The following is a 5,455-nucleotide window of genomic DNA, read 5'->3' as shown; positions in this document are numbered from 1 at the left end:
GACCTGGGCAATGCGATCTGCGCCGAGCTGAAGGTCAAGTGCAAATGGGTCGAAAGCGACTTCGACGGCATGATTCCGGGCCTCAAGGCCAATAAATTCGACGGTGTAATCTCTTCGATGACCGTCACGCCGGCCCGCGAAAAAGTGATCGACTTCTCCAACGAACTGTTCTCCGGCCCGACGGCTTATGTGTTCAAGAAAGGCTCCGGCCTGAGCACAGATGTCGCCACATTGAAGGGTAAAACCGTCGGTTACGAGCAAGGCACCATTCAGGAAGCCTATGCCAAGGCCGTGCTGGACAAGGCGGGCGTGAAAACCCAGGCCTATCAGAATCAGGATCAGGTGTATTCGGACCTGACTTCGGGCCGTCTCGACGCGGCGNAATCAGGATCAGGTGTATTCGGACCTGACTTCGGGCCGTCTCGACGCGGCGATCCAGGACATGCTGCAAGCCGAACTGGGCTTCCTGAAGTCGCCAAAAGGCGCCGATTACGAAGTCAGCAAGCCGGTCGACAGCGAATTGCTGCCTTCCAAAACGGCGATCGGTATCTCGAAAGGTAACAAAGATCTGAAAGCCCTTCTGGATAAAGGTATCAAAGCGTTACATGACGATGGCACCTACGCCACCATTCAGAAGAAACACTTCGGCGATCTGAATCTGTACAGCGGCAAATAATGCCCGGCGCCCATCTCGCGATGGGCGCTTTTTTCACCCGATCAGGTTGCTGATTTATGTTCGAGAACCTATTACAAAACCTGGGGCTCTCAGCCTTCAGCCTTCAGGGCTTCGGTCCGTTGCTGATGGAAGGCACCTGGATGACCATCAAATTATCGGTGATGTCGCTATTGGTGGCCGTGTTGCTCGGCCTGCTGGGCGCCAGTGCCAAGCTGTCAAAAGTCAAACTGCTGCGGATACTGGCCCAGTGTTACACCACGCTGATTCGCGGCGTGCCGGACCTGGTGCTGATGCTGCTGATCTTCTACAGCCTGCAAACCTGGCTGACCTCGTTTACCGACTTCATGGAATGGGAATACATCGAGATCAACCCGTTCAGCGCCGGGGTCATCACCCTGGGCTTCATTTATGGCGCGTACTTCACCGAAACCTTCCGCGGGGCGATCCTCGCCGTGCCACGGGGTCAGGTCGAAGCCGCCATCGCCTATGGCCTCAAACGTGGCCAACGGTTCTGGATCGTGGTGTTCCCGCAAATGATGCGCTTTGCCTTGCCGGGCATCGGCAACAACTGGATGGTGATGCTCAAGGCCACCGCGCTGGTTTCGATCATCGGCCTCGCCGACCTGGTCAAGGCTGCGCAGGACGCCGGTAAAAGTACTTATCAGCTGTTCTATTTCCTGGTGCTCGCCGCCCTGATCTACCTGCTGATCACCAGCGCCTCCAACGTCGTCCTGCGCTGGCTCGAACGCCGCTACGCCGCCGGTGCCCGGGAGGCCGTACGATGATCGAACTCCTGCAGGAATACTGGAAACCCTTCCTGTATACCGACGGTTACAACATCACCGGCCTGGCCATGACCATGTGGCTGCTCAGTGCTTCGATCTTCATCGGTTTTGTGGTGTCGATCCCGCTGTCCATCGCCAGGGTTTCGCCCAGGTTCTACATCCGCTGGCCGGTGCAGTTTTACGTCTATCTGTTCCGGGGTACGCCGCTCTATATTCAGCTGCTGATCTTTTACACCGGTATCTACAGCCTGGCGGCCGTGCGCGCCCAGCCTGTCCTCGATGCGTTCTTTCGCGATGCGATGAACTGCACCATCCTGGCCTTCGCCCTGAACACCTGCGCCTACACCACGGAGATCTTCGCCGGGGCGATTCGCAGCATGGCTCACGGAGAAGTCGAAGCAGCCAAGGCCTACGGTCTGACCGGCTGGAAGCTCTATGCTTACGTGATCATGCCGTCGGCCCTGCGTCGTTCGTTGCCTTATTACAGCAACGAAGTGATCCTGATGCTGCACTCGACCACCGTGGCCTTCACCGCGACCATCCCGGATGTCCTGAAAGTCGCTCGCGACGCGAACTCTGCGACCTTTCTGACCTTCCAGTCGTTCGGCATCGCCGCGCTGATCTACCTGACCGTTACCTTTGCGCTGGTCGGCCTGTTCCGTCTCGCCGAACGCCGATGGCTGGCCTTCCTCGGGCCGACTCACTAGGACAATTCGTACATGCGCCACCAGATTCATGACCTGCTGGCCCCGCTGCCGGGGACCGTGCGACAAATCCACAGCTTCCACTTCGGCCCCAAGACGGCCAAAGGCAAGATTTACATCCAGTCCTCCCTGCATGCCGATGAATTGCCCGGCATGCTGGTGGCCTGGCACCTCAAGCAACGTCTGGCGGTGCTGGAAGCCGCCGGCCGACTGCACAGCGAAATCGTGCTGGTGCCCGTGGCCAACCCGGTCGGCCTGGAACAAGTGTTGATGGACGTTCCGCTGGGCCGTTACGAGCTGGAAAGCGGGCAGAACTTCAATCGCTGGTTCGTCGACTTGAGTGAAGAAGTCGGCAACGAGATCGAAGGCCTGCTCGGCGACGATCCGCAGCATAACCTCGAACTGATCCGCGCCAGCCTGCGCAACGCATTGGCGCGCCAGACCGCTGGCACGCAACTGCAATCCCAACGCCTGACCCTGCAACGACTGGCCTGCGATGCGGACATGGTGCTGGACCTGCATTGCGATTTCGAAGCCGTCGCGCACCTCTACACCACACCCGAGGCCTGGCCACAGGTCGAGCCGCTGGCGCGCTACATCGGTGCCGAAGCCAGCCTGCTGGCTACCGACTCTGGCGGCCAGTCGTTTGACGAATGCTTCACCCTGCTCTGGTGGCAGCTGAAAGAACGCTTCGGCGAGCATTTCGATATTCCGCTGGGCAGCTTTTCGGTCACCGTCGAATTGCGTGGCCAGGGCGACGTCAATCACCCGCTAGCCAGCCTCGATTGCCAGGCACTGATCGATTACCTGATTTACTTCGGCGCGATTGCCGGTGAGCCGACGCCCTTACCGGAACTGCCCTACCCGGCCACGCCGCTGGCCGGTGTCGAACCGGTGGCGACCCCCGTGGGCGGACTGCTGGTGTTCACGGCCCTGCCCGGGGAGTATCTGCAGGCCGGACAACTGATCGCCGAAGTCATCGACCCGATCAATGATCATGTCACCCCTGTTCATTGCACCGCCGCCGGGCTGATGTACGCCCGTTCGCTGCGGCGCATGGCCACTGCCGGCATGGTGATCGCCCACGTCGCGGGCACCGAAGCCTATCGCAGCGGCTACCTACTTTCGCCTTGAGGATGCATGCCCCATGTACAAACTGACCATCGAAGGCCTGCATAAAAGCTATGGCGAGCATCAGGTGCTCAAAGGCGTTTCGCTCAAGGCCAAAACCGGCGACGTCATCAGCCTGATCGGCGCCAGCGGCTCGGGCAAAAGTACCTTTTTACGTTGCATCAACTTTCTCGAACAACCCAATGACGGCACCATGAGCCTCGACGGCCAGAACATCCGCATGGTCAAGGATCGTCATGGCATCCACGTGGCCGACCCCAATGAACTGCAGCGGATCCGCACCCGCCTGGCCATGGTGTTCCAGCACTTCAACTTGTGGAGCCACATGACAGCGCTGGAAAACATCACCATGGCCCCGCGCCGGGTGCTCGGTTGCAGCAAGCAAGAGGCCGAAGATCGCGCCCGACGTTACCTCGACAAGGTTGGCCTGGCGGCGCGCGTGGCGGATCAGTACCCGGCGTTTCTTTCGGGCGGCCAGCAACAACGGGTGGCCATTGCCCGCGCATTGGCCATGGAACCGGAAGTGATGCTGTTCGACGAACCGACCTCGGCACTGGATCCGGAACTGGTGGGCGAAGTGCTCAAGGTGATCCAGGGCCTGGCCGAAGAGGGCCGGACCATGATCATGGTCACCCACGAAATGAGCTTCGCCCGCAAGGTGTCGAACCAGGTGCTGTTCCTGCACCAGGGGCTGGTGGAGGAAGAAGGCGCGCCGGAAGAAGTGCTGGGCAATCCGAAGAGTGAACGGTTGAAGCAGTTTTTGAGCGGCAACCTCAAGTAATAACCCTCCCGCAGAAGCGAGCGGTGCGGGCAAATCGGATCGCCGCACCGCTCGCTCCAACAAAAGCGGGTATCAGACCACAGGCGCGGGAGGCGGCTCATCCGGCAGGGTGGGCTCGCCGGGCTCTGTCGGATCTTCGTTGGGGGTGTCGGGGTCAGGCTGATGGGGGATGCCCCCTGCCATACTGACGGGCGGATGTGCCAACAAGGACCAGGCCAGCACGCCAACCTGATTGGGCTCAAGCCTTGCCAGTTCGGCACTTATTCGCGGATCGATCTTCATGAAGCACTCCTGAGCGATGGCCCGATCCGCCTTGCGCGAATCGCAGCAGTACATTCCATAGAGTGTACGCCCGCTCAGGAATTCCAACGGTTTGTCAGACGGTTGACTCAGGTACGCGGCAGGGTCACGCCGCGCTGGCCCTGGTACTTGCCGCCGCGATCCTTGTAGGACACTTCACATTCCTCGTCGGACTCGAGGAACAGCATCTGCGCCACGCCTTCGTTGGCGTAGATCTTCGCCGGCAGGTTGGTGGTGTTCGAGAACTCCAGGGTCACATGGCCTTCCCACTCGGGCTCGAGCGGGGTCACGTTGACGATGATGCCGCAGCGAGCGTAGGTGCTCTTGCCCAGACAGATGGTCAATACGTTGCGCGGAATGCGGAAGTATTCGACGGTACTGGCCAGGGCGAAGGAGTTTGGCGGGATGATGCACACGTCGCTGTGGATGTCGACGAAGCTGCCGGCGTCGAAGTTTTTCGGATCGACAATGGCCGAATTGATGTTGGTGAACACCTTGAAATGATTGGTGCAACGCACATCGTAGCCGTAGCTCGACACACCATAGGAAATCACACGACTGTCGTCACTGCCGCGCATCTGACGTTCCACGAAAGGCTCGATCATGCCGTGCTCTTGCGCCATGCGGCGAATCCACTTGTCCGATTTGATGCTCATGGCGGGGTGTCCTGAATAGCGAGGTGGAAAAATTCTGTCCGGCATCTTACCGGGCAGGCGTCCCGGGTTCAAAGTCCGGGCGACAATTCTCGCCAATCCCCGCGAATTCCGGGCCCTCGGCACCCTACGACGCACCGTCAGTCATTAAAAAAGAGAAACCTTCGCAAGAACCATTGGCACGTTCCGGAAAAAGGGTTAAGGTGGCGCCACTGTGCTGCTTGTGTCACTGAGAATCTCTACACGATATGTTGAATTTCGATCCAACCATCTACAAGAATTTTTCCTGCTCTTTGCACTCAGTCTCGGCCAGGGTTCTTCCTGAGTCGCAGTTATCTTTGTTCAAGGAGTTACACCATGTCTAATCGCCAAACCGGTACCGTTAAGTGGTTCAACGATGAAAAAGGCTTCGGCTTCATCACTCC

At 59.1% G+C, this 5,455-nt stretch carries 7 protein-coding genes and 1 pseudogene; 6 read left to right on the top strand and 2 right to left on the bottom strand.

Annotated features, from left to right (window positions below):
- The 5 genes and pseudogenes from HCU66_RS26635 to HCU66_RS26615 form a co-directional block, all read left to right on the top strand.
- A pseudogene (locus HCU66_RS26635) lies at positions 1 to 676 on the top strand (transporter substrate-binding domain-containing protein); the annotation flags it as partial.
- 56 nt (positions 677 to 732) lie between these two features.
- Positions 733 to 1,461 carry an ABC transporter permease gene (locus HCU66_RS26630; RefSeq protein ID WP_205891349.1) on the top strand — a complete coding sequence of 243 codons (729 nt, stop codon included), beginning with the start codon at positions 733 to 735 and terminating at the stop codon, positions 1,459 to 1,461.
- Positions 1,458 to 2,168: an ABC transporter permease gene (locus HCU66_RS26625; protein ID WP_205891348.1), complete on the top strand. Its 711-nt coding sequence runs from the start codon at positions 1,458 to 1,460 to the stop codon at positions 2,166 to 2,168. The genes HCU66_RS26630 and HCU66_RS26625 overlap by 4 nt, the downstream gene beginning before the upstream one ends.
- Positions 2,169 to 2,180: 12 nt before the next feature.
- On the top strand, positions 2,181 to 3,299 hold the full coding sequence (locus HCU66_RS26620; RefSeq protein WP_205891347.1) for a succinylglutamate desuccinylase/aspartoacylase family protein: 1,119 nt from the start codon (positions 2,181 to 2,183) through the stop codon (positions 3,297 to 3,299).
- 13 nt (positions 3,300 to 3,312) lie between these two features.
- Positions 3,313 to 4,077: an ABC transporter ATP-binding protein gene (locus HCU66_RS26615; protein ID WP_205891346.1), complete on the top strand. Its 765-nt coding sequence runs from the start codon at positions 3,313 to 3,315 to the stop codon at positions 4,075 to 4,077.
- A 72-nt stretch (positions 4,078 to 4,149) separates the two neighbouring features.
- Here HCU66_RS26615 and HCU66_RS26610 read toward each other — a convergent pair whose 3' ends face one another.
- Together HCU66_RS26610 and dcd are read right to left on the bottom strand one after the other, a co-directional pair.
- Positions 4,150 to 4,359 carry a hypothetical protein gene (locus HCU66_RS26610; protein ID WP_019580966.1) on the bottom strand — a complete coding sequence of 70 codons (210 nt, stop codon included), beginning with the start codon at positions 4,357 to 4,359 and terminating at the stop codon, positions 4,150 to 4,152.
- A gap of 107 nt (positions 4,360 to 4,466) precedes the next feature.
- Positions 4,467 to 5,033: a dCTP deaminase gene (dcd, locus tag HCU66_RS26605; protein WP_007940589.1), complete on the bottom strand. Its 567-nt coding sequence runs from the start codon at positions 5,031 to 5,033 to the stop codon at positions 4,467 to 4,469.
- Positions 5,034 to 5,387: 354 nt separating this feature from the next.
- On the opposite strand from dcd, the gene HCU66_RS26600 reads away from it, so the two are divergent.
- Positions 5,388 to 5,455 (top strand): cold-shock protein (locus tag HCU66_RS26600; RefSeq protein ID WP_004647858.1); only part of this gene is annotated, 68 nt, incomplete at its 3' end.

It is taken from the genome of Pseudomonas frederiksbergensis, assembly GCF_017114915.1.
Lineage (GTDB): Bacteria > Pseudomonadota > Gammaproteobacteria > Pseudomonadales > Pseudomonadaceae > Aquipseudomonas > Aquipseudomonas frederiksbergensis_I.
Note: the sequence above shows the minus strand (reverse complement) of the source record. Positions and strands in the feature narration are given on the sequence as shown.